The organism is Dokdonella koreensis DS-123, assembly GCF_001632775.1.
Taxonomy (GTDB): Bacteria; Pseudomonadota; Gammaproteobacteria; order Xanthomonadales; family Rhodanobacteraceae; genus Dokdonella; species Dokdonella koreensis.
Map to the genome: position 1 here is coordinate 2,993,181 of NZ_CP015249.1, position 25,155 is coordinate 3,018,335.

At 64.9% G+C, this 25,155-nt stretch carries 34 protein-coding genes; all 34 read right to left on the reverse strand.

The window, feature by feature from the left end; translation table 11 throughout:
* Nucleotides 1-137 precede the first annotated feature (137 nt).
* The 34 genes from I596_RS12175 to rpoC all read right to left on the reverse strand — a co-directional run bounded on the left by I596_RS12175 (nucleotide 138) and on the right by rpoC (nucleotide 25,129).
* Entirely contained in the window at nucleotides 138-1,529 is a 1,392-nt protein-coding gene (locus tag I596_RS12175) for a class II 3-deoxy-7-phosphoheptulonate synthase (RefSeq protein ID WP_067648275.1), read from the reverse strand.
* A gap of 74 nt (nucleotides 1,530-1,603) precedes the next feature.
* Nucleotides 1,604-2,122 carry a disulfide bond formation protein B gene (locus I596_RS12180; RefSeq protein ID WP_067648278.1) on the reverse strand — a complete coding sequence of 173 codons (519 nt, stop codon included), beginning with the start codon at nucleotides 2,120-2,122 and terminating at the stop codon, nucleotides 1,604-1,606.
* A gap of 150 nt (nucleotides 2,123-2,272) precedes the next feature.
* On the reverse strand, nucleotides 2,273-2,662 hold the full coding sequence (gene rplQ / locus I596_RS12185) for a 50S ribosomal protein L17 (RefSeq protein ID WP_067648280.1): 390 nt from the start codon (nucleotides 2,660-2,662) through the stop codon (nucleotides 2,273-2,275).
* Between the two features lie 312 nt (nucleotides 2,663-2,974).
* The gene (locus I596_RS12190) at nucleotides 2,975-3,973 is read right to left on the reverse strand and encodes a DNA-directed RNA polymerase subunit alpha (protein WP_067651900.1); all 999 of its coding nucleotides are present in this window, start codon (nucleotides 3,971-3,973) and stop codon (nucleotides 2,975-2,977) included.
* Between the two features lie 16 nt (nucleotides 3,974-3,989).
* A complete protein-coding gene (gene rpsD / locus I596_RS12195) occupies nucleotides 3,990-4,619 on the reverse strand; it encodes a 30S ribosomal protein S4 (RefSeq protein WP_067648282.1) in 630 nt (209 codons plus the stop codon).
* A 16-nt stretch (nucleotides 4,620-4,635) separates the two neighbouring features.
* The gene (gene rpsK, locus I596_RS12200; protein ID WP_067648285.1) at nucleotides 4,636-5,025 is read right to left on the reverse strand and encodes a 30S ribosomal protein S11; all 390 of its coding nucleotides are present in this window, start codon (nucleotides 5,023-5,025) and stop codon (nucleotides 4,636-4,638) included.
* Between the two features lie 18 nt (nucleotides 5,026-5,043).
* Nucleotides 5,044-5,400, reverse strand: a complete 357-nt coding sequence (rpsM, locus tag I596_RS12205; RefSeq protein WP_067648288.1) for a 30S ribosomal protein S13 — start codon at nucleotides 5,398-5,400, stop codon at nucleotides 5,044-5,046.
* 116 nt (nucleotides 5,401-5,516) lie between these two features.
* The gene (gene secY, locus I596_RS12210; RefSeq protein WP_067648291.1) at nucleotides 5,517-6,830 is read right to left on the reverse strand and encodes a preprotein translocase subunit SecY; all 1,314 of its coding nucleotides are present in this window, start codon (nucleotides 6,828-6,830) and stop codon (nucleotides 5,517-5,519) included.
* Nucleotides 6,831-6,834: 4 nt separating this feature from the next.
* Nucleotides 6,835-7,269, reverse strand: a complete 435-nt coding sequence (gene rplO / locus I596_RS12215; RefSeq protein ID WP_067648294.1) for a 50S ribosomal protein L15 — start codon at nucleotides 7,267-7,269, stop codon at nucleotides 6,835-6,837.
* A 29-nt stretch (nucleotides 7,270-7,298) separates the two neighbouring features.
* Nucleotides 7,299-7,496 (reverse strand): 50S ribosomal protein L30, encoded by a 198-nt coding sequence (rpmD, locus tag I596_RS12220; protein ID WP_067648297.1) that lies wholly within the window; start codon nucleotides 7,494-7,496, stop codon nucleotides 7,299-7,301.
* Nucleotides 7,489-7,998 carry a 30S ribosomal protein S5 gene (rpsE, locus tag I596_RS12225; protein WP_067648299.1) on the reverse strand — a complete coding sequence of 170 codons (510 nt, stop codon included), beginning with the start codon at nucleotides 7,996-7,998 and terminating at the stop codon, nucleotides 7,489-7,491. The genes rpmD and rpsE overlap by 8 nt, the downstream gene beginning before the upstream one ends.
* 128 nt (nucleotides 7,999-8,126) lie before the next feature.
* Nucleotides 8,127-8,480, reverse strand: a complete 354-nt coding sequence (rplR, locus tag I596_RS12230; protein ID WP_067648303.1) for a 50S ribosomal protein L18 — start codon at nucleotides 8,478-8,480, stop codon at nucleotides 8,127-8,129.
* Nucleotides 8,481-8,511: 31 nt separating this feature from the next.
* Nucleotides 8,512-9,039 carry a 50S ribosomal protein L6 gene (gene rplF / locus I596_RS12235; RefSeq protein WP_067648305.1) on the reverse strand — a complete coding sequence of 176 codons (528 nt, stop codon included), beginning with the start codon at nucleotides 9,037-9,039 and terminating at the stop codon, nucleotides 8,512-8,514.
* Between the two features lie 15 nt (nucleotides 9,040-9,054).
* Complete coding sequence (rpsH, locus tag I596_RS12240; protein WP_067648307.1) at nucleotides 9,055-9,450, reverse strand: 30S ribosomal protein S8; 396 nt, start codon at nucleotides 9,448-9,450, stop codon at nucleotides 9,055-9,057.
* 168 nt (nucleotides 9,451-9,618) lie between these two features.
* Nucleotides 9,619-9,924 carry a 30S ribosomal protein S14 gene (gene rpsN, locus I596_RS12245; RefSeq protein WP_067648309.1) on the reverse strand — a complete coding sequence of 102 codons (306 nt, stop codon included), beginning with the start codon at nucleotides 9,922-9,924 and terminating at the stop codon, nucleotides 9,619-9,621.
* 20 nt (nucleotides 9,925-9,944) lie between these two features.
* Complete coding sequence (gene rplE, locus I596_RS12250; protein WP_067648311.1) at nucleotides 9,945-10,484, reverse strand: 50S ribosomal protein L5; 540 nt, start codon at nucleotides 10,482-10,484, stop codon at nucleotides 9,945-9,947.
* An 11-nt stretch (nucleotides 10,485-10,495) separates the two neighbouring features.
* Complete coding sequence (rplX, locus tag I596_RS12255) at nucleotides 10,496-10,810, reverse strand: 50S ribosomal protein L24 (protein ID WP_067648314.1); 315 nt, start codon at nucleotides 10,808-10,810, stop codon at nucleotides 10,496-10,498.
* A gap of 13 nt (nucleotides 10,811-10,823) precedes the next feature.
* Entirely contained in the window at nucleotides 10,824-11,192 is a 369-nt protein-coding gene (rplN, locus tag I596_RS12260; protein WP_067648317.1) for a 50S ribosomal protein L14, read from the reverse strand.
* A 28-nt stretch (nucleotides 11,193-11,220) separates the two neighbouring features.
* The gene (rpsQ, locus tag I596_RS12265) at nucleotides 11,221-11,484 is read right to left on the reverse strand and encodes a 30S ribosomal protein S17 (RefSeq protein ID WP_067648320.1); all 264 of its coding nucleotides are present in this window, start codon (nucleotides 11,482-11,484) and stop codon (nucleotides 11,221-11,223) included.
* 12 nt (nucleotides 11,485-11,496) lie between these two features.
* Nucleotides 11,497-11,682, reverse strand: a complete 186-nt coding sequence (rpmC, locus tag I596_RS12270; protein ID WP_067648323.1) for a 50S ribosomal protein L29 — start codon at nucleotides 11,680-11,682, stop codon at nucleotides 11,497-11,499.
* Entirely contained in the window at nucleotides 11,682-12,095 is a 414-nt protein-coding gene (rplP, locus tag I596_RS12275) for a 50S ribosomal protein L16 (protein WP_067648325.1), read from the reverse strand. The genes rpmC and rplP overlap by 1 nt, the downstream gene beginning before the upstream one ends.
* A gap of 2 nt (nucleotides 12,096-12,097) precedes the next feature.
* Nucleotides 12,098-12,817, reverse strand: a complete 720-nt coding sequence (gene rpsC / locus I596_RS12280; protein WP_067648329.1) for a 30S ribosomal protein S3 — start codon at nucleotides 12,815-12,817, stop codon at nucleotides 12,098-12,100.
* 19 nt (nucleotides 12,818-12,836) lie between these two features.
* Nucleotides 12,837-13,166, reverse strand: coding sequence for a 50S ribosomal protein L22 (rplV, locus tag I596_RS12285; RefSeq protein ID WP_067648334.1), 330 nt, complete (start codon nucleotides 13,164-13,166; stop codon nucleotides 12,837-12,839).
* Between the two features lie 11 nt (nucleotides 13,167-13,177).
* A complete protein-coding gene (rpsS, locus tag I596_RS12290; RefSeq protein WP_067648339.1) occupies nucleotides 13,178-13,459 on the reverse strand; it encodes a 30S ribosomal protein S19 in 282 nt (93 codons plus the stop codon).
* Nucleotides 13,460-13,471: 12 nt separating this feature from the next.
* Entirely contained in the window at nucleotides 13,472-14,299 is an 828-nt protein-coding gene (gene rplB, locus I596_RS12295) for a 50S ribosomal protein L2 (RefSeq protein WP_067648342.1), read from the reverse strand.
* A gap of 14 nt (nucleotides 14,300-14,313) precedes the next feature.
* A complete protein-coding gene (gene rplW, locus I596_RS12300; protein ID WP_067648345.1) occupies nucleotides 14,314-14,604 on the reverse strand; it encodes a 50S ribosomal protein L23 in 291 nt (96 codons plus the stop codon).
* On the reverse strand, nucleotides 14,601-15,203 hold the full coding sequence (gene rplD / locus I596_RS12305; RefSeq protein WP_067648350.1) for a 50S ribosomal protein L4: 603 nt from the start codon (nucleotides 15,201-15,203) through the stop codon (nucleotides 14,601-14,603). The genes rplW and rplD overlap by 4 nt, the downstream gene beginning before the upstream one ends.
* A gap of 10 nt (nucleotides 15,204-15,213) precedes the next feature.
* Entirely contained in the window at nucleotides 15,214-15,858 is a 645-nt protein-coding gene (rplC, locus tag I596_RS12310) for a 50S ribosomal protein L3 (protein ID WP_067648351.1), read from the reverse strand.
* Nucleotides 15,859-15,879: 21 nt separating this feature from the next.
* The gene (gene rpsJ / locus I596_RS12315) at nucleotides 15,880-16,191 is read right to left on the reverse strand and encodes a 30S ribosomal protein S10 (RefSeq protein ID WP_067648354.1); all 312 of its coding nucleotides are present in this window, start codon (nucleotides 16,189-16,191) and stop codon (nucleotides 15,880-15,882) included.
* A 301-nt stretch (nucleotides 16,192-16,492) separates the two neighbouring features.
* The gene (tuf, locus tag I596_RS12320) at nucleotides 16,493-17,683 is read right to left on the reverse strand and encodes an elongation factor Tu (RefSeq protein ID WP_067648358.1); all 1,191 of its coding nucleotides are present in this window, start codon (nucleotides 17,681-17,683) and stop codon (nucleotides 16,493-16,495) included.
* 89 nt (nucleotides 17,684-17,772) lie between these two features.
* On the reverse strand, nucleotides 17,773-19,863 hold the full coding sequence (gene fusA / locus I596_RS12325; protein WP_067648360.1) for an elongation factor G: 2,091 nt from the start codon (nucleotides 19,861-19,863) through the stop codon (nucleotides 17,773-17,775).
* Between the two features lie 27 nt (nucleotides 19,864-19,890).
* Nucleotides 19,891-20,358 carry a 30S ribosomal protein S7 gene (rpsG, locus tag I596_RS12330; RefSeq protein ID WP_067648363.1) on the reverse strand — a complete coding sequence of 156 codons (468 nt, stop codon included), beginning with the start codon at nucleotides 20,356-20,358 and terminating at the stop codon, nucleotides 19,891-19,893.
* Between the two features lie 20 nt (nucleotides 20,359-20,378).
* Nucleotides 20,379-20,753 (reverse strand): 30S ribosomal protein S12, encoded by a 375-nt coding sequence (rpsL, locus tag I596_RS12335; protein WP_067648365.1) that lies wholly within the window; start codon nucleotides 20,751-20,753, stop codon nucleotides 20,379-20,381.
* A 161-nt stretch (nucleotides 20,754-20,914) separates the two neighbouring features.
* A complete protein-coding gene (gene rpoC, locus I596_RS12340; RefSeq protein WP_067648369.1) occupies nucleotides 20,915-25,129 on the reverse strand; it encodes a DNA-directed RNA polymerase subunit beta' in 4,215 nt (1,404 codons plus the stop codon).
* Nucleotides 25,130-25,155: the final 26 nt, after the last annotated feature.

The window sequence follows — 25,155 nt, forward strand, 5'->3', positions numbered from 1 at the left end:
CGGGCCGCTACCGGCGGTGGCGCCCGGACCCGGCCACGCGGATCGGAGGCGATACGCCACGGCCGAGCACCCGGCTGTGGAAGCCGGCAGCCGCGGCGGCGGCGATCACATCGGGATGGCGCGGGACCGAGCGCCCGTCAGGCCGGAACGCCGGGCGCGACGGCCCCGCGCTTGCGCACGATCAGCATCGCCATCTCGAGCGCCTGCTCGTAGTTGAGGCGCGGGTCGACGGTGGACTTGTAGGCGCGTGCCAGGTCCGCTTCGGCGAGCGAACGGGCGCCGCCGAGGCACTCGGTGACGTTCTCGCCGGTCAGTTCGAGATGGACGCCGCCCAGGCGCGTACCGACGGCGGCGTGGATGTCGAACGCGCGGTCCAGCTCGCCGCGGATGTTCTCGAAGCGGCGGGTCTTGTAGCCGTTATCGAGCGACTCGGTATTGCCGTGCATCGGATCGCAGCACCACAGCACCTTGCGGCCCGCCGAGCGGACGGCCGACAGCAGCGGCGGCAGGACGGCCTCGATCTTGGCGACCCCCATGCGATGGATCAGGGTCAGCCGGCCCGGTTCGTTGGCCGGATCCAGCACGTCGATCAGGCGCAGCAACTGATCCGGCGTCACCGACGGGCCGACCTTGACGGCGATCGGGTTGCGGATGCCGCGGAAGTACTCGGTATGCGCGCCGTCGATCGCCGCCGTGCGCATGCCGATCCACGGATAGTGCGTGGACAGGTTGAACCAGCCCCATTGGCGCGGAACCTGGCGCGTCAGGGCCTCTTCGTAGTGGAGCAGCAGCGCCTCGTGCGAGGTGAAGAAGTCCACCCGCTGGAAATCGCTGACCGGTCGCCCGGCCAGTGTCTCCATGAAGCGCAGGGAATCGCCGATCGATTCGACCATGCGGCGGTAGTCCTGCTGCAACGGCGAATGCTCCACCCAGGCCAGGTCCCAGTACTCGGGATGGTGCAGGTCGGCGAAACCGCCGTCGATCAACGCGCGGACGAAGTTCATCGTCATCGCCGAATGCGCATGACCGCGGACCAGCCGCAGCGGATCGGGCACGCGCGTCTTCGCGTCGAACGCCGGCCCGTTGACCAGGTCGCCGCGGTAGCTCGGCAGGGTCACGCCGTCACGCGTCTCGGTGTCGGCCGAGCGCGGCTTGGCGTACTGGCCCGCGAAGCGGCCCACCCGCACCACCGGCAGCTGCAGGCCGTGCACCAGCACCAGGCTCATCTGCAGCATGACCTTGAGGCGATTGGAGATCAGCGGCGAGGTGCAGTCGTCGAACGTCTCCGCGCAGTCGCCGCCCTGCAGCAGGAAGCGCCGTCCCTCGGCCGCCTCGCCCAGCAGTTGCCGCAGCGCGAGGATTTCCCAGGACGTGACCAGCGGCGGCAGCTGCGCCAGCCGATGCAGGGCCTCGTCGAGCGCGGCACGATCCGGATAGACCGGCTGCTGCACCGCGGGACGCGCACGCCACGACGCGGGCGACCAATCGGCCGCCTCACGGACCGGCGAAATCGAGCGTTCTGGGATCATGGCGCCTGGAATCGACCTTGCACTGCAGCATCATGCCACAGCTGCATCGAAAGGGAATGCCGCCGCGTGCGGCGTCAGAACGCCGGGCGCCGCCGGCGCCAACCGGCGAAGATCGCCCCGGCCCCGAGCAGCACGTACCAGATCAGGGTCCAGCCGGGCATCGTGATGCCGAGAAAGCGCCAGCTGACCTGGCCGCAGTCCCCCGAGCCGGTGAAGGCCTTGCGGATCGCGTCGTGCAGCGGGAAGGCGTCGAGCATGTAGGCCAGGCCCGGGCCACAACCGGCGAGCAGCGGATCCGGCGGATTCATCTGCAGCCACAGATGCCGGATCGCGATGCCGGTCCCGACCAGGGCGGCCATCGCCACCAGGACCGCATAGACCTTGCGCCCGCCGCCGCGCGGGCCGTGGATCGCACCGGCGAGGAAGAACAGGGCCATGCCGATGAAGGCGATGCGCTGGAAGATGCACATCGGGCACGGATCCTCGCCCATCACGAACTGCTCGTAGTAGGCATAGGCCAGCAGCGCGATGCAGGCGAAGGCGCCGAACGCGAACTGTGCGCGGAACGGCCAGCGAAACGGATTGAGGCTCATCGTCGATCTCCGCAGGGATTCGAGTGCTGTGCAGACCGCGGCCGGCTGCCGGTGTTCCCCGCGACGCCTGCAGGAATACGGGGCCTGGAAACGAAAAGGCCCCGGTCGGAAATCCGACCGGGGCCCGGCATTTCGTGACGACGGCTGCGCTTATTCGGCAGCGTCGGTGTCGGCAGCCGGACGCGGCCGGTCGAGAAGCTCGACGTAGGCCATCGGCGCATTGTCGCCCGCGCGGAAACCGCACTTGAGAATGCGCAGGTAGCCGCCCTTGCGCTCGCGGAAACGTGGACCGAGCTCCACGAACAGCTTGCCCACCGCCTGCTTGTCGCGCAGACGCGCAAAGGCGAGGCGGCGATTGGCGACACCGTCGACCTTGGCCAGCGTGATCAGCGGCTCGGCGACACGGCGCAGTTCCTTCGCCTTCGGCAGCGTGGTACGGATCAATTCGTGCTTGAACAGCGACGCGGCCATGTTCTTGAACATCGCTTCGCGGTGGCTGCTCGTCCGGCTGAATTTGCGACCGGCTTTCTGGTGGCGCATGGTGGAATCCTCGATATCTATTGTTATGAGAGACCGGCACCTATGTCCGGCATCCCGCGGTTACCCGCTGTTATATGCCCGATTAAACCGGGCTTCTCATTGAAAGTGCGGCCAAGGATGGCCGCTCTGGAATCCGGTGAGGGCACTTGCCCACGAACCTGCCGGATCCCGTCCTACTCTGCGATCACGGATGATCGCATCAGTTACTCAGTCTTCGGGCGGCCAACCGGCCGCAGCGGCGATCAAGGACGATCGCAAAACAAACCAACGGCCATGAGCGACAACTGTCACTCACGGCCGCGGAGAAACAACTCAACCCAGCTGCATTCCGTGCACGAGACCGGACGGCGGCCAGTTGTCGAGCTTCATGCCGAGCGACAGGCCACGCTGGCCGAGCACGTCCTTGATCTCGGTCAGCGATTTCTTGCCGAGATTGGGCGTCTTCAGCAGCTCGACTTCCGTGCGCTGCACCAGGTCACCGATGTAGTAGATGCTCTCGGCCTTGAGGCAGTTGGCCGAACGCACCGTCAGCTCCAGGTCGTCGATCGGACGCAGCAGCACCGGATCGACCCCCCCCTTGTCGGCCTTCGCGCTGTCGCTCTCGCGACGCGTGAAGTCACCGAACACGGAGATCTGGTCCTGCAGGATTTCGGCGGCCTTGCGTACCGCTTCTTCCGCATCGATCGCGCCATTGGTCTCGACGTCCAGCACCAGCTTGTCGAGATCGGTGCGCTGCTCGAGGCGAGCGCTGTCGACCTGGTAGGCGACCCGGCGGACCGGACAGAACGAGGCGTCGATCTGCAGGCGGCCGATCGGACGCGCTTCCTCGTCCGGCAGGCGGCGTGCGGTGGCCGGCTGATAGCCGGTGCCGCGCGCGACCTTCAGGCGCATGTTGAGCGCGATGTCCTTGGTCAGGTGGCAGATCACGTGATCGGGATTGACGATCTCGACCGAGTGGTCGACCGTGATGTCGGCCGCCGTGACGACACCGCGTCCCTTCTTGGAAAGGGTCAGGGTGGTCTCGTCATGACCATGCATGCGGATACCGACGTCCTTGAGATTCAGCAGAACCTCGATGACGTCTTCCTGCATGCCTTCGAGCGTGGTGTACTCGTGGAGTACGCCGTCGATCTCGGCCTCGACGATCGCGCTGCCGGGAATCGACGAAAGCAGAACACGGCGCAGCGCGTTGCCGAGCGTGTGGCCGAAGCCACGCTCCATCGGCTCGACGACGACCTTGGCGCGATTGGCGCCGATCCGCTCGACGTTGATGCCACGAGGACGCAGCACGTTTGTGGATGTTCCTGCCATGAACAGGGGCTCCAAATTACTTTGAGTAAAGCTCGATGATCAGACTCTCGTTGATGTCCGAGGGCAGATCGGAACGTTCCGGCAGCGACTTGAACACACCGCTTGCCTTCTTCGCGTCGACTTCGATCCAGCCTGGAGCGAGGTCCATTTCCTGGGAAACCGTCAGTGACTCCTGCACGCGCAGTTGCCCGCGGGCACGCTCGGTCAGGGCCACTTCGTCACCCGTCTTGACCTGGAAGGACGGCAGATTGACCTTCTTGCCGTTGACCAGAACCGAGGCGTGAGACACCAGCTGGCGAGCCTGCGCACGCGTGACGGCAAAGCCCATGCGGAACACGACGTTGTCCAGTCGCGACTCGAGCATGCGCAGCAGGTTCTCGCCGGTGTTGCCCTTCTGGTTGGAAGCCTTGTGGTAGTAGCTGCGGAACTGGCGCTCCAGCAAGCCGTAGATGCGCTTGACCTTCTGCTTCTCGCGCAGCTGCACGCCGTAGTCCGACAGGCGGCCACGCTTGGCGACCGGTCCGTGCTGGCCCGGCTTCTGCTCGAGCTTGCACTTGGAATCGATCGCCCGCGCCGGGCTCTTGAGGCTGAGGTCCGCGCCTTCGCGACGGGCCAGTTTACAGGTGGGTCCGATATAGCGTGCCATGGTCGTCTCAGCTCCGTTACACGCGCCGCTTCTTCGGCGGACGGCAACCGTTGTGCGGGATCGGGGTCACATCGACGATGTTGGTGACCTTGAATCCGATGTTGTTCAGCGAGCGCACGGTGGACTCGCGGCCCGGGCCGGGGCCCTTGATGCGGACCTCGACGGTCTTGACGCCGTACTCGGCCGCTGCCCGGCCGGCCTTCTCGGCCGCCACCTGGGCTGCGAACGGAGTGGACTTGCGCGAACCGCGGAAGCCCGCGCCGCCGGCGGTCGCCCAGGAGAGAGCGTTACCCTGACGGTCGGTGATCGTGATGACAGTGTTGTTGAACGACGCCTGCACGTGGGCGACGGCGTCGGTGACAACGCGCTTGATCTTCTTCTTCGGCTTGGCAACCGGCTTATTCATTGGATGATCCGGACTCGATTACTTCTTGATCGGGCGACGCGGACCCTTGCGGGTACGCGCATTGGTACGGGTGCGCTGACCGCGCAGCGGCAACCCGCGGCGATGACGCAGGCCGCGATAGCAGCCCAGATCAATCAGGCGCTTGATGGACATGCCCACTTCACGACGCAGGTCACCCTCGACCGTATAGCGGGCCACTTCGTGACGGAGCTTCTCGATCTCCGACTCGACCAGGTCCTTGATCTTGGCGGTCGGGTTGACTCCCGCGTCAACGCAGACCTTCTTCGACCGCGAGCGGCCAATACCATAGATGCTCTGCAGCGCGATCCCGACATGCTTCTGGACCGGCAGATTGACACCCGCTATGCGCGCCATTTGGACTCTCTCCGAAAAATGCGCCGCGCACTCGGCGCGGCGAACTGGCTATTCTAACGTAACTAATCCGATTCTGGAAGGGCATTTGCCCTTCCCCGCCGACCTGACCGCCGGGCTCAACGCCCGCGCAGGTTGGCCTTCTTGAGCAAACTGTCGTACTGATGCGACACCAGGTGGGCCTGGATCTGGGCGATGAAGTCCATGACCACGACCACCACGATCAGCAGCGAGGTACCGCCGAAATAGAACGGCACGTGCCAGGCGTTGCGCATGATGTCCGGAATCAGACAGACCGCCACCAGGTACAGTGCGCCGGCGCCGGTCAGGCGGGTCAGGACCCCATCCACATAGTCGGCAGTCGCCTTGCCGGGCCGGATGCCGGGGATCAGGGCGCCCGACCGCTTGAGGTTGTCGGCCGTTTCCTGCGAGTTGAACACCAGGGCGGTGTAGAAGAACGCGAAAACGATGATCAGGACCGCCATGACCAGCATGTGCAGCGGCTCGCCCGGTCCCAGCGACGAGGTCAGCATCTGCAGCCAGCGGATGTCGCCCGAGCTGCTGAACCATGCCGCGGCCGTGGCCGGGAACAGGATCAGCGACGAGGCGAAGATCGCCGGGATCACGCCGGCCATGTTGACCTTCAGCGGTAGATGCGAGGTCTGGTTCTGATAGGCCTTGCCCGCACCACCCTGGCGCCGCGCGTAGTTGACCGTGATGCGCCGCTGGCCACGCTCGACGAAGACCACGAACGCGGTCACCGCCAGCACCACCACCAGCACCGCCAGCACCTTCAGGTAGTTCAGCTCGCCGCTCTGCGCCATGCCCAGCGTGTGCACGACCGCCGACGGCAGGCCGGCGACGATGCCGGCGAAGATCAGCAGCGAAATGCCGTTGCCGACGCCGCGCTCGGTGATCTGCTCGCCCAGCCACATCAGGAACAGCGTACCGGCCGTCAGGCCGACCACCGTCGTGAAGATGAACCCGGGTCCGGGCGTATAGACCACGCCGGTCTGCTGCTGGAGCATCGAGGCGACGCCGAAGGACTGGAACACCGCCAGGCCTACCGTGCCGATGCGCGTATAGGTCGTGAGCTTGCGCCGGCCCGATTCGCCTTCCTTGCGAAGCTGCTGCAGCGACGGCACCACCGCCGCCATCATCTGGACGACGATCGAGGCCGAGATGTAGGGAATCACGCCCAGCGCGAAGAGCGAAAACCGCTCCAGCGCGCCGCCCGAGAACATGTTGAACATGTCCAGCAGACCACCCGCCTGGTCGACCAGACGGGTCATCGCCTCGGGGTTCACCCCGGGCACCGGGATGAACGATCCGAAACGGAACACGATCATCGCGCCGAGGACGAACAGCAGGCGCTGCTTCAGTTCGGTCAGTTTGCCGAGCGAAGCCAGTGCACCAGGTTGCGAAGCAGCCACTCGCTTACTCCACGCTGCCGCCGGCAGCCTCGATAGCCGCCTTGGCTCCGGCCGTCACAGCCACGCCCTTGAGCTTGACCGCACGGGTGATCTCGCCCTTCTTGACGATCTTCGCGCGTTCGGCGCGCTTCTCGATCAGACCGGCATCGCGAAGCGCGGCGAAATCGACGACGTCGACCTTGAGCGCGTCGAGCTTGTAGAGCAGGACTTCACTGACTTCGTGAGCCTTCTGCGAGCGGAAGCCGACCTTCGGCAACCGGCGCTGCAGCGGCATCTGGCCGCCTTCGAAGCCCGGCTTGACCTTGCCCTTGCCGGCGCGTGCGTACTGACCCTTGTGGCCGCGACCGGCCGTCTTGCCGAGACCGGAACCGATGCCGCGACCGACGCGGACGCGCGCCTTGCGGGCGCCGGCGGCGGGCTTGAGAGTATTGAGATGCATGTGCTGTTCCTCGTGATCCTGGCCGGCGCTTACGCGCCCTCTTCGACCTTGACCAGGTAAGACACCTGGTTGATCAGCCCGCGTACGGACGGCGAATCCTTGAGTTCGCGCACGTCATTGAGCTTGCGCAGACCCAGTGCCCGGACGCTGATGCGATGGCGCTGCTGGCAGCTGTTGACGCTCTTGACCAGGCGCACGCGAATCGTCTTTGCGTTGCTGTCACTCATTGCCGAGCACCTCTTCGACGGACTTGCCGCGCTTGGCGGCGATGCGCTTGGGCGAAACCATCGCCTGCAGGCCGTTGATGGTCGCGCGGACCAGGTTGATCGGGTTGCGCGAACCGACGGCCTTGGCCAGCACGTTCTTCACACCGACCACTTCGAGCACGGCGCGCATCGCGCCGCCGGCGATGACGCCGGTACCTTCGGACGCAGGCTGCATGTAGACACGCGCCGCGCCGTGGTTGGCCTTCACCGCGTGGAACAGCGTGCCGTTGTTCAGTTCGATGCGGACCATGCCCTTGCGGGCGCGCTCCATCGCCTTCTGGATGGCCACCGGCACTTCACGCGCCTTGCCGTAGCCGAAACCGACACGGCCGTCGCCGTCACCGACGACGGTCAGCGCCGTGAAGCTCATCTGGCGGCCACCCTTGACGGTCTTGGCGACGCGATTGACAGCAATGAGCTTCTCGAGGAAACCGTCGCCGTTGTCACGATCATTGGTTGACATGATTCACCTTTGCCTGCCACCCGCGATGCGGTGTGGACTTCTGCTTGCGGCCGGAGCCGCTTGGAGTTGTTGTATGCCTGCCGCGCAAACCGCTGCAGGAGCACCCGCCCCGAAAGGCGGGAAATGGATCAGAACTTCAGACCTGCCTCGCGTGCGGCATCCGCCAGCGCCGCGATACGGCCGTGATACTTGAAGCCGGAACGATCGAATGCAACCGTGTCGATGCCGGCCTGGATCGCCCGCTCGGCGATGGCCTTGCCGACGGCGGCGGCAGCCGTCTTGTTCTTCGTGCCGGTCAGCCCTTCGGCGACCGACTTCTGCAGCGTCGAGGCCGCCGCGATGACCTTGGCACCGTCCGCGGTCACGATCTGCGCATACAGATGCTGGCCGGTACGGTGCACGCTCAGGCGCGCGACATCGAGCTTGCGGATGTGCAGGCGGGTCGACTTGGCGCGACGCAACCTGGAAACGTTCTTCGTCATGATTCTTCTCTCTCGGAAGCTGAAGCGCCCATTAGGCCTTCTTGGCTTCCTTCAGGGTGATCTGCTCGCCGGAATAACGAACGCCCTTGCCCTTGTAGGGCTCCGGCGGACGGAACGCGCGGATCTTGGCCGCAACCTGACCGACGCTCTGCTTGTCGGCGCCCTTGATCAGGATCTCGGTCTGGGACGGCACCTCGATCGTGACGCCTTCCGGCGCCTTGAACACGATCGGATGCGAGAAACCCAGCGAAAGGTTCAGGTCCTTGCCCTGCAGCGCGGCGCGGTAACCGACGCCGACCAGCTCCAGCTTGCGCTGGAAGCCTTCGCTGACGCCGATGACCATGCTGTTGACCAGCGCACGCGCGGTGCCGGCCAGCTTGACGTCGTCCTGCTCCTTCGCGGAAAACTTCACGACGCCGTCGTCAATCGACACGTCGACGCCCTGCGGCGTCGTCAGCGTCAGGGAACCCTTCGGCCCCTTGACCACGATCGTACCGGAATCGAGCTTGCACTCGACGCCCTTGGGAAGCGGAATCGGCTTCTTGGCAACACGTGACATATCTGCTTCTCCTGATCAGGCGACGAGGCCGATCACTTCGCCGCCGAGACCCTTCTTGCGGGCTTCGGCGTCGGTCATGATGCCCGACGAGGTCGACACGATCGTGATACCGAGACCGCCCAGCACCTTCGGCAGATCGCTCTTGCCGCGGTAGACGCGCAGGCCCGAACGGCTGACGCGCTCGATGCGCTCGATGACCGGCTTGCCTTCGTAGTACTTCAGCGCGATCTCGAGGACCGGCTTGCCGTCGGAGGGAACCACCTGGACGTCGGTCAGGTAACCCTCGCTCTTCAACAGTGTCGCGATCGCCTGCTTCACGCGCGAGGACGGCATCGCCACGGTACGCTTGCCCGTGGCCTGCGCGTTACGAATGCGCGTGAACATGTCGGCGATGGGATCAGTCATGCTCATCTATCAAATCCTCTCAGCATCGATATCCGAAAATTCGGAATTACAGCGATCCATGGACGGATCGCCCGCCGAACGAGCCTGCTCGTTCGGCGGAGCCGAGTACGGACATGCGCCGGACTCGGCGATTCTCCAAAAGTCCACGATGGGCTTCTGGAGAAACAGGTAACGTCACCAGCTGGCCTTGCGCAGTCCCGGCACATCGCCGCGCATGGTGGCTTCACGAAGCTTGTTGCGCCCCAGACCGAACTTGCGGTAGACACCGCGAGGACGGCCCGACAGCGCGCACCGCGTGCGCTGACGCGAAGCGCTCGAATCGCGCGGCAGCTTCTGCAGCTTGGTCGCGGCGGCGATCTTCTCGTCGTATGAAACGGTCGGGCTGGCGACGATCGCCTTCAGCTCCGCACGCTTGGCGGCATGCCGCTTGACCAGCTTGGTCCGCTTGATCTCGCGATTAACCATCGACTTCTTGGCCATGACTCTTCTCGTGCCTCAAATCAGTTGCGGAAGGGAAAACCGAAGGCTTCCAGCAGCGCCTTCGCTTCCTCGTCCGTGGCGGCAGTCGTCGTGACCGCGATGTCCATGCCACGCAGCGCGTCGATCTGGTCGAAATCGATCTCCGGGAAGATGATCTGTTCCTTCACGCCCATGTTGTAGTTGCCGCGACCGTCGAACGACCGGCCCGAGATCCCGCGGAAGTCGCGCACGCGCGGCAGCGAGATGCTGATCAGGCGATCGATGAACTCGAACATCTGGGCGCGGCGCAGGGTGACCTTGCAGCCGATCGGCCAGTTGTCGCGGATCTTGAACGATGCGATCGACTTCTTGGACAGCGTGACCACCGGCTTCTGGCCGGCGATCTTGGCCATGTCGGCGACCGCGTTCTCCAGGATCTTCTTGTTGCCGACGGCCTCGCCCACGCCCATGTTGAGCGTGACCTTGGTCAGCCGCGGCACCTGCATCACGTTCTTGTAGCCGAAGCGTTCGATCAGCTTGGGAACGACCTGTTCCTTGTAGATTTTTTCGAGGCGTGTCATGACAGGCTGCCTTAGATGTCGACCACTTCGCCACTCGGGCGGAAGACACGCACCTTGCGACCGTCTTCAAGGCTCTTGAAGCCGACGCGCGCGCCCTTGCCGGTGGCGGGGTTGAACAGTTGAACGTTGGAGATGTCGACCGAGGCCTCGCGCTCGATGATGCCGCCGGGCTGGTTGGCCTGCGGATTCGGCTTGGTGTGGCGCTTGACCAGGTTGACGTTCTGCACGAAGACGCGATCGCCCGCTACGCGGAGCACTTCGCCTCGCTGACCCTTGTTCTTGCCGGTGATCACGATGACTTGATCACCTTTGCGGATGCGGTTCATGGCAATGATCCTGTTACAGCACTTCAGGAGCGAGCGAGACGATCTTCATGAATCGTTCGCTACGCAGCTCACGCGTGACCGGCCCGAAGATACGGGTGCCGATCGGCTCCAGCTTGTTGTTGAGCAGAACGGCGGCGTTGCCGTCGAACCGGATCAGCGAGCCGTCGGCACGGCGCACGCCCTTGCGGGTGCGCACGACCACGGCGTCGTAGACCTCGCCCTTCTTGACCTTGCCGCGCGGAATCGCTTCACGCACGGAGACCTTGATGATGTCGCCGATGCTCGCGTAGCGGCGCTTGCTGCCGCCGAGCACCTTGATACAAAACAGCTCGCGTGCGCCGCTGTTGTCCGCTGCATCCAGCGTGGTCTGCATCTGGATCATGTTGTTTGCTCCTTCTGCTGATCAGCGCTTATTGCGCAGCGCGCGTGACGACTTCGACGACGCGCCAGTTCTTGGTCTTCGACAACGGGCGGCACTCGCTGATGCGCACGACGTCGCCCTCGCGGCACTCGCCGTTCTCGTCATGGGCGTGGACCTTGGTGGACCGGCGCACGATTTTGCCGTACAGCGGGTGCTGCACCTGGCGCTCCAGCAGCACGGTCACGGTCTTCTGCATCTTGTTGCTGACGACCCGACCTTCGACGGTACGCAGCACTTTCTGGTTATCACTCATTGCGGCCGGTCCTTACTTCTGGGCGCCGAGCAGGGTCTTGACCTGCGCGATCTCACGACGGACGCGACCGATCTGGTGCGTCTGGGTCAACTGCCCGGAACCCTTCTGCATGCGCAGATTGAACTGTTCGCGGCGGAGCTCGACGAGATGCTCGCCCAGTTCCTGTACCGACTTCTTGCGGAGTTCGTTGAGTTCCATCACAGCACCGTTCTGGTAACGAATTGGGTCTGCACCGACAGCTTGGCCGCGGCCAGACGAAACGCCTCGCGGGCCTCCGACTCGGCGATGCCCTCGATTTCGTAAAGCATGCGACCCGGCTGGATCGGCGCAACCCAGTACTCGACGTTGCCCTTGCCGTTACCCATGCGGACTTCGATCGGCTTCTTGGTGATCGGCTTGTCCGGGAACACGCGGATCCACAGCTTGCCGCCGCGCTTGACGTAGCGCGTGATGCAGCGGCGGGCCGCCTCGATCTGGCGCGCGGTCAGCTGGCCGTGCGTGATCGCCTTCAGGCCGAACTCGCCGAAGCTGACCTTGGTGGCGACATAGGTCAGTCCGCTGTTGCGGCCCTTGTGGACCTTGCGATACTTGGTACGTTTCGGTTGCAGCATGATCAGGCTCCTGCGGCTGCGGCGGCCTTGGCCGGCCGGCGCGGCGCGCGCTCTTCACTGGCTTCGGCCTTGGCTTCCTGGGTCGCGGCGGCCAGATCGAAGATCTCGCCCTTGTAGACCCACACCTTGACGCCGATGATGCCGTAGGTGGTCTTTGCCTCGGCGAAGCCGTAGTCGATGTCGGCACGCAGCGTGTGCAGCGGCACGCGACCTTCGCGGTACCACTCCGAACGCGCGATCTCGGCGCCGTTGAGGCGGCCGGCGACATTGACCTTGATGCCGAGGGCACCGAGGCGCATCGCGTTCTGCACGCTGCGCTTCATCGCGCGGCGGAACATGATGCGGCGCTCGAGCTGCTGGGCGATCGACTCGGCGACCAGCTGCGCGTCGAGCTCGGGCTTGCGCACCTCGGTCACGTTGATGTGGGCGGGAACCCCCATCAGCGTCGAGACCTCCTTGCGCAGCTTCTCGATGTCCTCGCCCTTCTTGCCGATGACGACACCCGGACGGGCCGTGTGGATCGTCACGCGCGCATTCTTGGCGGGGCGCTCGATCTGGATGCGCGAGACGCCGGCCTGGGCCAGCTTCTTGCGCAGCAGCTCGCGCACCTTCAGATCGGCCGCGAGATACTCGGCGTACTCACGCTTGTTGGCGAACCACTTCGAGTTCCAGTCCTTGGCGATGCCAAGGCGGATGCCGGTGGGATGAACTTTATGACCCATCGTTGCCGTCCTTCGAAACTTATTCGCCCACGACCACAGTGATGTGGCTGGTGCGCTTGAAAATTTGGGTGCCGCGACCCTTGGCCCGCGCATGCATCCGCTTGAGGATGGGACCCTCGTCGACGAAGATGCGGGCGACCTTGAGCTCGTCGACATCGGCGCCGAGGTTGTTCTCGGCATTGGACGTCGCCGAGAACAGGACCTTGTAGACCAGATGGGCGGCCTTCTTGTCGCTGAACTTCAGCAGAGTCAGAGCGCGGTCCACCGGCAGGCCACGCACCTGGTCGGCAACCAGCCGGACCTTCTGCGGGGAGATGCGCGCGGTGCGCAGAACAGCCTTCGCTTCCACGGTGCTTCTCCTTACTTCTTGCCGTCGGCTTTCTTGTCGCCACCGTGCCCCTTGAAGGTGCGCGTGACGGCAAACTCGCCGAGCTTGTGTCCGACCATGTTCTCGTTGATCAGGACCGGAACATGGAGACGACCGTTGTGCACCGCCAGGGTCAGCCCGACCATGTCCGGCACGATCATCGAACGGCGCGACCAGGTCTTGATCGGGCGCTTATTGTTGGCGGCTGCGGCAACTTCCACCTTCTTGAGCAGGTGGTGGTCGACGAACGGCCCTTTCTTCAGTGAACGTGGCATGGCGTGTACCTATCAACCCCGGCGATCGCGCACGATGAACTGCTGCGTGCGCTTGTTCTTGCGTGTCTTGTAACCCTTGGCCGGCGTGCCCCATGGGGACACCGGATGCGGATTGCCCTGGCCGGCACGACCTTCGCCACCACCGTGCGGATGGTCGACCGGGTTCATCGCCGCACCGCGCACGGTCGGCTTGATGCCACGCCAGCGCTTCGCGCCGGCCTTGCCCAGCTTCTCGAGGTTGTGCTCGGAATTGCCGACCTCGCCGATGGTGGCGCGGCACTCGGCCGGCACCTTGCGCATCTCGCCCGACCGCAGGCGCAGCGTCGCGTGACCCTGCTCGCGCGCCACCAGCTGTGCCGACGCACCGGCGCTGCGTGCGATCTGCGCGCCCTTGCCCGGCTTCATCTCGATGCAGTGCACCGTGGCACCCACCGGGATGTTGCGCAGCGGCAGCGTGTTGCCGGCCTTGATCGGCGCGTCGCGACCGGCCATCAGCTGGTCACCGACCTGCACGCCCTTGGGGGCGATGATGTAGCGGCGCTCGCCGTCGACATAGCACAACAGTGCGATGTGCGCCGTGCGATTGGGGTCGTACTCGATCCGCTCGACACGGCAGGCGATGCCTTCCTTGTCGCGCTTGAAGTCGATGATGCGGTAGTTCTGCTTCGAACCGCCGCCCTTGTGGCGCGTCGTGATCCGACCGTAGTGGTTACGACCACCGGTCTTGGACTGCGACTCGGTCAGCGGCGCGTACGGGTCACCCTTGTGGAGGCCCGGCGTCACCACGCGAACGGTCGCGCGGCGACCAGCCGATGTGGGCTTGAGTGTGATCAGTGCCATGAATTAGTCCGCCCTCAGGCCTTGGCCATCACGTCGATCGTCTGGCCTTCGCGCAGACGAACGTATGCTTTGCGCCGATTGCCGCGGGTACCGACCCGCGACCGGAAAGCCTTGGTTTTGCCCTTGATCGTGACGACGTTGACGGCCTCGACCTGGACGTCGAACAACTGCTCGACGGCCGCCTTGACGTCAGCCTTCGTCGCCGCCTGGGCGATTTCGAAAACATACTGATTGGCTTCCTGCAGCCGCGCGGTCTTTTCGGAGACCAGCGGCGCGCGCAGAACGCCGAGCAAACGCTCGTTCATGCCAGCCACTCCTCGATCTTCTTCACCGAGTCAACGGTCAGCAGCACCTGCTTGGCGCCGACCAGGCTGACCGGGTCCAGCCCCGCCACGTCGACGACGTGGACGTAGGGAATGTTGCGAGCCGCCAGGTACAGCGCTCCGGGCGCATTCTCGGCCACCAGGACCGTACGGCCCGTCGCCTCGTAGCCGGCCAGCTTCGCGACCAGATCACGGGTCTTGGGCTGCTCGATACCGAACGACTCGACGACCTTCAGGCGTCCCTGGCGATTGAGCTCCGACAGGATCGAAGCCAGCGCGCCGCGAAACATCTTGCGGTTGACCTTCTGCGCGAAGCTGCGCGGACGCGCGGCGAACGTGACACCGCCGCCGACGAAGATCGGTGCGCGGTAGTCGCCGTGACGGGCGCCGCCACCCTTCTGCTTCTTGAACTTCTTGGTCGTACCCGAGACGTCCGAGCGCGACAGCTGGGCCTTGGTGCCCGCGCGACCGGCGTTGCGATAAGCGACCACGACCTGGTGGACGAGGTCCTCGCGGAATTCTTTCCCGAACACCGCTTCGGAAACGGCGAGGGGCTTGGCGCCAATGACATTCAGTTCCATGGCGTCCTCCTCACTTTGCCTTGACGGCAGGACGAATGATGACGTGACCGCCGGGAGCACCGGGGACCGCACCCTTGATCGCGATCACGTGACGCTCGCTGTCGATCTTGACGACTTCGAGGTTGATCGACGAGCGGCGCACGTTGCCCATGTGTCCGGACATCTTCTTGCCCGGGAACACGCGGCCCGGCGTCTGGCGCTGGCCGATCGATCCCGGCGAACGGTGCGACAGCGAGTTGCCGTGCGTGGCGTCGCCCATCGTGAAATGGTGACGCTTGATCGTTCCCTGGAAGCCCTTGCCCTTGCTGACGCCGGCGACGTCGACCTTCTGGCCGACCTGGAACACCTCGTCCGCCTTGATCTCGCCACCGATGTTGAACTTGCCCAGGTCATCGGCCTCGACGCGGAACTCCCACAACCCGCGCCCAGCCTCGACCTTGGCCTTGGCGTAGTGCCCGGCCAGCGGCTTGTTGACCAGCGCCGCCCGCTTGTTGCCGGCGGTGACCTGCACGGCGTTGTAGCCGTCGGTCTCGATCGTCTTGACCTGGGTGACCCGATTCGGTGTCGCTTCGATCAGCGTCACCGGAACCGAACGGCCGTCTTCGGTGAAGACTCGGCTCATGCCGCACTTGCGGCCTACCAATCCGATACTCATCGTCGTGTCCTATCGCCGTGCTCAGTGCAGCTTGATCTGGACGTCCACACCGGCCGCCAGGTCGAGCTTCATCAATGCGTCCACGGTCTTGTCGTTGGGGTCAACGATATCCAGCACGCGCTTGTGCACGCGGGTCTCGTACTGGTCACGCGCATCCTTGTCCGCATGCGGCGAAACCAGAATGGTGTAACGCTCAATCTTGGTCGGCAGCGGTATCGGGCCGCGCACTTGCGCGCCGGTGCGCTTTGCCGTCTCGACGATCTCGCTGGCCGAACGATCGATCAGCCGATGATCGAAGGCCTTGAGTCGGATGCGAATCTTCTGGTCCGCCATTGCCGTATTCCTGTTGAAAAGAGCCGGAACGCGACTCGAAGTCGCTCCCGAGAAAAATCAGGCAGGCCGGTTTCCCGGCCTGCCAGACAGAAAAGTATAGTACGCGCCATCGATTCCGTCAATCCTGCACGACGGAATCGGAGAACGGCGACGCCCATCCTTAGTCTGGCGAACACGAGGCGCATCCAGCACCTCTTTTCGCGGTAGTCGAAACCGGGCACGAGGCCCGGCTTCACTCACTAGAGCGCGTCAGCGCCCTGAACCATCAAGTATAGCCGTATCGCGAACGAAACAGCAAGCCTTACTCGAAGATCTTGGCGACGACGCCGGCGCCGACGGTGCGGCCGCCTTCGCGGATCGCGAAACGCAGGCCTTCGTCCATCGCGATCGGCGCGATCAGCGTCACCACCATCTTGATGTTGTCGCCCGGCATGACCATTTCCACGCCTTCCGGCAGCTCCACCGATCCGGTCACGTCCGTCGTGCGGAAGTAGAACTGCGGGCGGTAGCCCTTGAAGAACGGCGTGTGACGACCGCCCTCTTCCTTCGACAGCACGTACACCTCGGCCTCGAACTTCGTGTGCGGCGTGATCGAGCCCGGCTTCGCCAGCACCTGACCGCGCTCCACGTCGTCGCGCTTCGTGCCGCGCAGCAGCAGACCCGCGTTGTCGCCCGCCTGGCCCTGGTCCAGCAGCTTGCGGAACATCTCAACGCCCGTCACCGTCGTCTTGACCGTCGGACGGATGCCCACGATCTCCACTTCGTCGCCGACCTTGATGACCCCGCGCTCGATACGGCCCGTCACCACCGTGCCGCGACCCGAGATCGAGAACACGTCTTCCACCGGCATCAGGAACGCCTTGTCCACGTCGCGCTGCGGCTCCGGGATCCACGCGTCCAGCGCTTCCACCAGCTTGATGATCGCCGGCACGCCGATCTCCGACTGGTCGCCTTCCAGCGCCAGACGCGCCGAACCCTTGATGATCGGCGTGTCGTCGCCCGGGAACTCGTACTTGCTCAGCAGCTCGCGCACTTCCATCTCGACCAGCTCGAGCAGCTCGGCGTCGTCCACCATGTCGGCCTTGTTCAGGAACACGACGATGTACGGCACGCCCACCTGGCGCGACAGCAGAATGTGCTCGCGCGTCTGCGGCATCGGGCCGTCAGCGGCCGAGCACACCAGGATCGCACCGTCCATCTGTGCCGCACCCGTGATCATGTTCTTCACGTAGTCGGCGTGGCCCGGGCAGTCCACGTGCGCGTAGTGGCGGTTCGGCGACTCGTATTCCACGTGCGCCGTCGAGATCGTGATGCCGCGCGCCTTCTCTTCCGGCGCCGCGTCGATCGCGTCGTATGCCTTGAACTCGCCGCCGAAGCGCTCCGCGCCGACCTTCGTCAGCGCCGCCGTCAGCGTCGTCTTGCCGTGGTCGACGTGTCCGATCGTACCGACGTTCACGTGCGGCTTGGTCCGCTCGAATTTACCCTTGGCCATGGTTTTGCCACCTCAGAACAGAAAAAATTGAAAGGTGCGGCCACGGGCGGCCGCCTTTTGACTTTCCGCGATCAGGACGACCGCACCGATTAACCCTTCTTGATGACCGCTTCGGCGATGCTGTTGGGCGCTTCGGCGTAGTGGTCGAATTCCATCGTGAACGTCGCGCGGCCCTGCGTCTGCGAGCGCAGGCTGGTCGCATAGCCGAACATCTCGCCGAGCGGCACCATCGCATTGACGACCTTGCCGGACGGCGTGTCGTCGGATCCCTGCAGGATGCCGCGACGCCGGCTGAGGTCGCCCATCACGTCGCCCATGTAGTCTTCCGGCGTCACCACCTCGACTTTCATCATCGGTTCGAGCAGGACCGGGCTGGCCTTGCCGAAGCCTTCCTTGAAGGCCATCGAGCCGGCGATCTTGAACGCCATCTCGTTGGAGTCGACCTCGTGGTAGGAGCCGTCGACCAGCTTGATCTTGACGTCGACCACCGGGAAGCCGGCCAGCGGGCCGCTGGTCATCGCCTCGCGGATGCCCTTGTCGACCGCAGGCACGTATTCCTTCGGCACCGAACCGCCGACGGTCACGTTCTCGAAGATGTAGCCCGCGCCACGCTCCTGCGGCTCCAGCTCGATGACGACATGGCCGTACTGGCCCTTGCCGCCGGACTGGCGGACGAACTTGCCTTCCTGCTTGACCGCCTTGCGAATCGCCTCGCGGTAAGCCACCTGCGGCTTGCCGACGTTGGCTTCCACGTTGAACTCGCGCTTCATGCGATCGACGAGGATCTCCAGGTGCAGCTCGCCCATGCCGGAGATGATCGTCTGGCCCGACTCCTCGTCGGTGCGCACGCGGAACGACGGATCTTCCTGGGCGAGACGGCCCAGGGCGATGCCCATCTTTTCCTGGTCGGACTTGGTCCGCGGCTCGACCGCCATCGCGATGACGGGCTCCGGGAACACCATCCGCTCGAGCGTGATGATCTTGTCCTGCGCGCACAGCGTATCGCCGGTCGTCACGTCCTTGAGGCCGACCGCCGCGGCGATGTCGCCGGCGCGGACTTCCTTCAGTTCGTGACGCTCGTTGGCGTGCATCTGCAGGATGCGACCGATGCGCTCCTTCTTCGACTTGACCGGGTTGAAGACCGTGTCGCCGGAAGCCAGCACGCCCGAATAGACGCGGAAGAACGTCAGCGAGCCGACGAACGGATCGGTCATGATCTTGAACGCGAGCGCGGAGAACGGCTCGGTATCGCCGGCCTGACGGCTGTCTTCTTTTTCGTTCTCGTCCAGGCCCTTGACCGGCGGGCGGTCGGACGGAGCCGGGAGATAGCGCACCACGGCGTCGAGCATCGCCTGGACGCCCTTGTTCTTGAACGCCGTGCCGCAGAACACCGGAATGATCGACGTCGACAGCGTACCGGCGCGAATGCCCGCGTGGATCTCGTCCTCGCTGAGGGTACCCTCTTCCAGGTACTTGTTCATCAGCTCTTCCGAGGTCTCGGCAGCCGACTCGACCAGGTACGCGTGCGCCTTCTCGCAGACCTCCTTGAGGCCTGCGGGAATTTCGCGGTACTCGAACTTCATGCCCTGGGACTCGGCGTCCCAGTAGATGGCCTTCATCTTGACGAGGTCGATGACGCCCTCGAAATGGTCCTCGGCACCGATCGGCACCTGCATCGGCACCGGGTTGGCGCCCAGACGTGCCTTCAGCTGGCCGACGACCTTGTCGAAGTCGGCACCCGTGCGATCCATCTTGTTGACGAACGCGAGACGCGGCACGCCGTACTTGTTGGCCTGGCGCCACACGGTCTCCGACTGCGGCTGGACGCCGCCGACCGCGCAAAGCACGAACACCGCACCATCGAGCACGCGCAGGCTACGCTCGACTTCGATCGTGAAGTCGACGTGGCCCGGGGTGTCGATGATGTTGAAGCGGTACTGCGGGAAGGAGTGGTCCATGCCCTGCCAGAAGCAGGTGGTGGCCGCCGACGTGATCGTGATGCCGCGCTCCTGCTCCTGCTCCATCCAGTCCATCGTGGCTGCACCTTCGTGCACCTCGCCAATCTTGTGATTGACGCCGGTGTAGAAGAGGATGCGCTCGGTCGTGGTGGTCTTTCCGGCATCGATGTGGGCCATGATGCCGAAATTGCGGTAGCGCTCGATGGGGGTCGTACGAGCCACGGGACTTCCTCTGAAACTCTTAACTTGTTACCAGCGGTAGTGCGAGAACGCCTTGTTGGCTTCCGCCATGCGGTGGGTCTCTTCGCGCTTCTTGACGGCACCGCCGCGGCTTTCGGCCGCTTCGAGCAGCTCGGCAGCCAGCTTGCGCGGCATCGAGTTCTCGCCGCGCTTGCGCGCCGCCTCGATGACCCAGCGCATCGCCAGCGCCATGCGCCGCGTGGAGCGCACTTCGACCGGCACCTGGTAGGTCGCGCCACCGACGCGGCGGGACTTCACTTCGACCGCGGGCGCGACGTTGCCGAGCGCCTTCTCGACGACGCCGACCGGCTCGGCATGCTTCTCGCCGATGTGGTCGAGCGCGCCGTAGACGATCCTCTCGGCCACGGACTTCTTGCCGCTCTTCATCACCATGTTGATGAAGCGCGCGATGACGTCGCTGCCGTGCTTGGGATCGGGCAGGGTCGTGCGGACGGGGGTTGAACCTTTACGCGACATGATTCTGACCTAGCTAGGAATCAGGATTTCGGGCGCTTGGCGCCGTACTTGGAGCGGCTCTGGCGACGCTTGGTCACGCCGGCAGCGTCGAGCGAGCCGCGAACGGTGTGGTAGCGGACGCCCGGGAGGTCCTTGACACGACCACCGCGGATCAGCACCACCGAGTGCTCCTGCAGGTTGTGGCCTTCGCCACCGATGTAGCTGATGACTTCCTGCTGGTTGGTCAGGCGGACCTTGGCCACCTTGCGCAGCGCGGAGTTCGGCTTCTTCGGCGTCGTCGTGTAGACGCGCGTGCAGACGCCGCGGCGTTGCGGGCAGTTGGCAAGCGCCGGCGAGGCGCTCTTGTAGTCCTTCGGACGCCGTGATTTGCGCAGCAGCTGGTTGATTGTCGCCATGCGTAATGAGCCCTAAGAAACAAAAGACAGGCCGATGCCGGCCTGTCAAGACGAAAGAGTATAGCCTGCGGATTGCGGAAGCTCAAGGCTTCCGCGTGCGTCCTGCGACGAACACGAGACGCGTCCTGCGTCTCTTTTCGTTTGTGTGGGGCGGCGGCCTATCAGCCGCCGTCGCCGTCTTCCGCAACCGCCTCGGCCACCGAGCTGGAACTGCCCGCGCCGCCAAGGGTTTCCAGCTCCGATTCGGTCAACCCGCCGGCCCGTCCGCGACGCTGCGAATGGTAGGCGAGACCGGTTCCGGCCGGAATCAAGCGGCCGACGATAACATTTTCCTTGAGCCCCCGCAAGGTATCGCGGGTTCCGCGGACGGCAGCCTCGGTCAGCACACGCGTGGTCTCCTGGAACGAAGCCGCCGAGATGAACGACTCGGTCGCCAGCGAGGCCTTGGTGATGCCGAGCAGCACCGGCATGAACTCCGCCGGCAGCTCGTCGCGGGCGGCCGCGCGGATGTTCTCCTCCTGCACGCGCGAACGGTCCATCTGCTCGCCGCGCAGGAAGCGCGTGCCACCCGGCTCGCTGATCTCGACCTTGCGCAGCATCTGGCGAATGATCGACTCGATGTGCTTGTCGTTGATCTTCACGCCCTGCAGCCGGTAGACGTCCTGGATCTCCTTGACCAGGTAGGCCGCCAGCGGCTCGACGCCGAGCAGACGCAGGATGTCGTGCGGATTGGGCTCGCCGTCGACGACGGTCTCGCCCTTCTCCACGTGCTCACCCTCGAACACGATCACGTGACGCCACTTGGGAATCAGCTCCTCGTGCTCGTTGCCGTCGGAATCCTTGATGATCAGGCGCTGCTTGCCCTTGGTGTCCTTGCCGAAGCTGATGACGCCCGAGCGCTCGGCCAGGATCGCCGGCTCCTTCGGCTTGCGCGCCTCGAACAGGTCCGCGACGCGCGGCAGACCGCCGGTGATGTCGCGGGTCTTGGACGTTTCCTGCGGGATACGCGCCACCACGTCACCGACGCCGACTTCCGCACCGTTCTGCAGCGAGACGATCGCACCGGCCGGCAGGTAGTACTGCGCCGGCACGTCCGAGCCCGGAAGCTTCAGGTGGTTGCCCTTCTTGTCTTCCAGACGCACGATCGGGCGCAGGTCCTTCGCGGCCGTACCGCGCCGCTTCGGATCGGTGATGACCGCACTGGCCAGGCCGGTCAGCTCGTCGACCTGCTCCTGGATCGTGATGCCGTCGATGAAGTCGATGAAGCGGATCACGCCGGCTACTTCCGAGACGATCGGATGGGTATGCGGGTCCCACTTGGCGACGGTCTGGCCGGCCTTGGTCGCCGCACCGTCCTTGAGGTCGATCACGGCGCCGTACGGCACCTTGTAGCGCTCGCGCTCGCGGCCGTGCGCGTCCATGACCGACAGCTCGCCCGAGCGCGAGACCGCGACCAGGTGGCCGGCGGCGTGCTGCACGGTCTTGAGGTTGTTGAACTTGATCGTGCCGGTGGTCTTGACCTGGACGTTGTCGATGGCGGCGGCACGCGAGGCGGCACCACCGATGTGGAACGTACGCATCGTCAGCTGGGTGCCCGGCTCGCCGATCGACTGCGCGGCGATGACGCCGACCGCTTCGCCGTGGTTGACCAGGTGACCGCGCGCGAGGTCGCGGCCGTAGCACATCGCGCAGACGCCGAAGCGCGCATCGCAGGTGATCGGCGAACGCACCAGGATCGACTGCACGCCGGCCTGCTCGAGCCGCTGCACCAGCGTCTCGTCGAGCAGCGTGCCGCGCTCGACGATCGGATCCTCGTCGTTGCCCGGCGCGAAGACGTCTTCCGCGGCCACACGGCCGAGCACGCGATCACGCAGCGGCTCGACGACGTCGCCACCTTCGACGATCGGCGTCATGGTCAGGCCGTTGGGCGTGCCGCAATCGGGCTCGGTGACGACCACGTCCTGGGCGACGTCGACCAGACGGCGCGTCAGGTAGCCGGAGTTGGCGGTCTTGAGCGCCGTGTCCGCCAGGCCCTTACGCGCGCCGTGCGTCGAGTTGAAGTACTGCAGCACGTCGAGGCCTTCGCGGAAGTTCGCGGTGATCGGCGTCTCGATGATCGAGCCGTCCGGTCGCGCCATCAGGCCGCGCATGCCGGCCAGCTGACGGATCTGGGCGGCCGAACCACGGGCGCCGGAGTCGGCCATGATGTACAGCGAGTTCATCGACTTCTGATCGACGACCGCGCCGTCCTTGTCCTTGACCTTGTCGGTGCCGACGCCACGCATCATCGCCGCGGCGACGCGCTCGTTGGTGCGCGACCAGATGTCGATGACCTTGTTGTAGCGCTCGCCCGCGGTGACCAGACCGGACTGGTACTGCTCCTGGATCTCGGTGACTTCCTTCTCGGCCTCTTCGAGGATGCCCTTCTTCTCGGCCGGGATCTTCATGTCGTCGATACCGATCGAGATGCCGGCACGGGTCGCGTAATGGAAGCCCGTGTACATCAGCTTGTCGGCGAAGACGACCGTGTCCTTCAGGCCCAGGCGGCGATAGCAGGAGTTGATCAGGCGCGAGATGGCCTTCTTGGTCAGCTCGACGTTGGCCAGCGAGAACGGCAGCCCTTCGGGCAGGATCTCGGCCAGCAGCGCACGGCCGATCGTCGTCTCGACCAGCGAGGTCTTCTCGCTGCGATTGCCGTCATCGTCGATCTCGACCTGGCGCAGACGCACCTTGACCTTGGCGTGCAGCTCGACGACGCGGTTCTCGTAGGCGCGATGGACCTCGGCGATGTTGGCGAAGACCATCCCCTCGCCCTTCGCGTTGGTCAGCTCGCGGGTCATGTAGTACAGGCCGAGCACGACGTCCTGGGTCGGCACGATGATCGGCTCGCCGTTGGCGGGCGACAGGATGTTGTTGGACGACAACATCAGCGCGCGCGCCTCCAGCTGCGCTTCGAGCGACAGCGGCACGTGCACGGCCATCTGGTCGCCGTCGAAGTCGGCATTGAACGCGGTACAGACCAGCGGGTGCAGCTGGATCGCCTTGCCTTCGATCAGCACCGGCTCGAACGCCTGGATGCCGAGGCGGTGCAGGGTCGGCGCGCGGTTCAGCAGCACCGGATGCTCGCGGATCACCTCTTCGAGGATGTCCCAGACATCGGCGCTTTCGCGCTCGACCAGCTTCTTGGCGGCCTTGATCGTCGTGGCCATGCCGCGGCGCTGCAGCTTGGAGAAGATGAACGGCTTGAACAGCTCCAGCGCCATCTTCTTCGGCAGGCCGCACTGGTGCAGCTTGAGCGTGGGGCCGACCACGATGACCGAACGGCCGGAGTAGTCCACGCGCTTGCCGAGCAGGTTCTGGCGGAAACGGCCCTGCTTGCCCTTGATCATGTCGGCCAGCGACTTCAGCGGCCGCTTGTTGGTGCCGGTGATCGCCCGGCCACGACGGCCGTTGTCCATCAGCGCGTCGACCGACTCCTGCAGCATGCGCTTCTCGTTGCGCACGATGATGTCGGGCGCATTGAGCTCGAGCAGCCGCTTGAGGCGGTTGTTGCGGTTGATGACGCGGCGGTACAGGTCGTTGAGATCGGACGTGGCGAAGCGGCCACCGTCCAGCGGCACCAGCGGACGCAGGTCCGGCGGCAGCACCGGCAGCACGGTCAGCACCATGAACTCCGGGCGGTTGCCCGACTCGTGGAACGCCTCGACCAGCTTGATGCGCTTGGTCAGGCGCTTGAGCTTGGTCTCGGAGTTGGTCGAGGCGATCTCCTCGCGCAGCTTGATCATCTCCTGCTGCAGGTCGATCGTCTTGAGCAGCTCGTAGACGGCCTCGGCGCCCATGCGCGCGTCGAACTCGTCGCCGTGCTCCTCCACGGCCTGCAGGTACTGCTCCTCGTTGAGGAGCTGGGCACGCTGCAGCGGCGTCAGGCCCGGGTCGATGACGACGTAGGCCTCGAAATAGAGGATGCGCTCGATGTCGCGCAGCGTCATGTCGAGCATCAGGCCGATGCGCGACGGCAGCGACTTCAGGAACCAGATGTGCGCGACCGGCGAGGCCAGCTCGATGTGGCCCATGCGCTCACGGCGCACCTTGGCCAGCGTGACCTCGGTGCCGCACTTCTCGCAGACCACGCCGCGGTGCTTCATGCGCTTGTACTTGCCGCACAGGCACTCGTAGTCCTTGATCGGTCCGAAGATGGCCGCGCAGAAGAGGCCGTCGCGTTCCGGCTTGAACGTGCGGTAGTTGATCGTCTCCGGCTTCTTCACTTCGCCGAACGACCACGAACGGATCAGGTCCGGCGAGGCGAGCGCGATCTTGATCGAGTCGAAGTCGAGCGTCTGGCGCTGCTGATTGAACAGGTTGAGCAAGTCTTTCATGGTTCAGTCTCCAAAGCCCGGGGCGC

Bases quoted from the DNA above. Each gene is read 5' to 3' on its own strand.
- I596_RS12175 (WP_067648275.1), bottom strand. From the start codon at position 1,529: ATGATCCCAGAACGCTCGATTTCGCCGGTCCGTGAGGCGGCCGATTGG.
- I596_RS12180 (WP_067648278.1), bottom strand. From the start codon at position 2,122: ATGAGCCTCAATCCGTTTCGCTGGCCGTTCCGCGCACAGTTCGCGTTC.
- rplQ (WP_067648280.1), bottom strand. From the start codon at position 2,662: ATGCGCCACCAGAAAGCCGGTCGCAAATTCAGCCGGACGAGCAGCCAC.
- I596_RS12190 (WP_067651900.1), bottom strand. From the start codon at position 3,973: ATGGCAGGAACATCCACAAACGTGCTGCGTCCTCGTGGCATCAACGTC.
- rpsD (WP_067648282.1), bottom strand. From the start codon at position 4,619: ATGGCACGCTATATCGGACCCACCTGTAAACTGGCCCGTCGCGAAGGC.
- rpsK (WP_067648285.1), bottom strand. From the start codon at position 5,025: ATGAATAAGCCGGTTGCCAAGCCGAAGAAGAAGATCAAGCGCGTTGTC.
- rpsM (WP_067648288.1), bottom strand. From the start codon at position 5,400: ATGGCGCGCATAGCGGGTGTCAATCTGCCGGTCCAGAAGCATGTCGGG.
- rplO (WP_067648294.1), bottom strand. From the start codon at position 7,269: ATGCATCTCAATACTCTCAAGCCCGCCGCCGGCGCCCGCAAGGCGCGC.
- rpmD (WP_067648297.1), bottom strand. From the start codon at position 7,496: ATGAGTGACAGCAACGCAAAGACGATTCGCGTGCGCCTGGTCAAGAGC.
- rpsE (WP_067648299.1), bottom strand. From the start codon at position 7,998: ATGTCAACCAATGATCGTGACAACGGCGACGGTTTCCTCGAGAAGCTC.
- rplR (WP_067648303.1), bottom strand. From the start codon at position 8,480: ATGACGAAGAACGTTTCCAGGTTGCGTCGCGCCAAGTCGACCCGCCTG.
- rplF (WP_067648305.1), bottom strand. From the start codon at position 9,039: ATGTCACGTGTTGCCAAGAAGCCGATTCCGCTTCCCAAGGGCGTCGAG.
- rpsH (WP_067648307.1), bottom strand. From the start codon at position 9,450: ATGAGCATGACTGATCCCATCGCCGACATGTTCACGCGCATTCGTAAC.
- rpsN (WP_067648309.1), bottom strand. From the start codon at position 9,924: ATGGCCAAGAAGTCGATGGTTAATCGCGAGATCAAGCGGACCAAGCTG.
- rplE (WP_067648311.1), bottom strand. From the start codon at position 10,484: ATGACACGCCTCGAAAAAATCTACAAGGAACAGGTCGTTCCCAAGCTG.
- rplX (WP_067648314.1), bottom strand. From the start codon at position 10,810: ATGAACCGCATCCGCAAAGGTGATCAAGTCATCGTGATCACCGGCAAG.
- rplN (WP_067648317.1), bottom strand. From the start codon at position 11,192: ATGATCCAGATGCAGACCACGCTGGATGCAGCGGACAACAGCGGCGCA.
- rpsQ (WP_067648320.1), bottom strand. From the start codon at position 11,484: ATGAGTGATAACCAGAAAGTGCTGCGTACCGTCGAAGGTCGGGTCGTC.
- rpmC (WP_067648323.1), bottom strand. From the start codon at position 11,682: ATGGAACTCAACGAACTCCGCAAGAAGTCGGTACAGGAACTGGGCGAG.
- rplP (WP_067648325.1), bottom strand. From the start codon at position 12,095: ATGCTGCAACCGAAACGTACCAAGTATCGCAAGGTCCACAAGGGCCGC.
- rpsC (WP_067648329.1), bottom strand. From the start codon at position 12,817: ATGGGTCATAAAGTTCATCCCACCGGCATCCGCCTTGGCATCGCCAAG.
- rpsS (WP_067648339.1), bottom strand. From the start codon at position 13,459: ATGCCACGTTCACTGAAGAAAGGGCCGTTCGTCGACCACCACCTGCTC.
- rplB (WP_067648342.1), bottom strand. From the start codon at position 14,299: ATGGCACTGATCACACTCAAGCCCACATCGGCTGGTCGCCGCGCGACC.
- rplW (WP_067648345.1), bottom strand. From the start codon at position 14,604: ATGAACGAGCGTTTGCTCGGCGTTCTGCGCGCGCCGCTGGTCTCCGAA.
- rplD (WP_067648350.1), bottom strand. From the start codon at position 15,203: ATGGAACTGAATGTCATTGGCGCCAAGCCCCTCGCCGTTTCCGAAGCG.
- rplC (WP_067648351.1), bottom strand. From the start codon at position 15,858: ATGAGTATCGGATTGGTAGGCCGCAAGTGCGGCATGAGCCGAGTCTTC.
- rpsJ (WP_067648354.1), bottom strand. From the start codon at position 16,191: ATGGCGGACCAGAAGATTCGCATCCGACTCAAGGCCTTCGATCATCGG.
- tuf (WP_067648358.1), bottom strand. From the start codon at position 17,683: ATGGCCAAGGGTAAATTCGAGCGGACCAAGCCGCACGTGAACGTCGGT.
- rpsG (WP_067648363.1), bottom strand. From the start codon at position 20,358: ATGTCGCGTAAAGGTTCAACCCCCGTCCGCACGACCCTGCCCGATCCC.
- rpsL (WP_067648365.1), bottom strand. From the start codon at position 20,753: ATGGCGACAATCAACCAGCTGCTGCGCAAATCACGGCGTCCGAAGGAC.
- rpoC (WP_067648369.1), bottom strand. From the start codon at position 25,129: ATGAAAGACTTGCTCAACCTGTTCAATCAGCAGCGCCAGACGCTCGAC.